At 40.5% G+C, this 262-nt stretch carries 1 protein-coding gene; it reads right to left on the minus strand.

Translation table 11 applies throughout. From position 1 onward, the window contains the following. Positions 1–262 (minus strand): ATP-binding cassette domain-containing protein (locus AOA60_RS01740; RefSeq protein ID WP_143522355.1); only part of this gene is annotated, 262 nt, incomplete at both ends.

Consider the following 262-nt stretch of genomic DNA (forward strand, 5'->3'; position numbering starts at 1 on the left):
ACGGTGCCCTCATATTCCTTTAAAAGGGACTCCAATGCGGCTGCGGCTTTAATATCCAGGTAATTAGTTGGTTCGTCTAAGATTAACATGTTGATGTCACTTACAAATATTTTCGCAAGTGCTACCTTTACCCTCTCGCCACCACTCAGTGTTCCTACGACTTTATAAACATCTTCACGTAAAAAATTTAGTCTCGCTAGTACTGTTCGAATGAACGATTGTTCCTGTTTGGAAGTGGAACTGACATTCTCCAATATTGTCT

This window comes from Pseudomonas sp. 2822-17, assembly GCF_002742485.1.
GTDB lineage: Bacteria > Pseudomonadota > Gammaproteobacteria > Pseudomonadales > Pseudomonadaceae > Aquipseudomonas > Aquipseudomonas cyclaminis.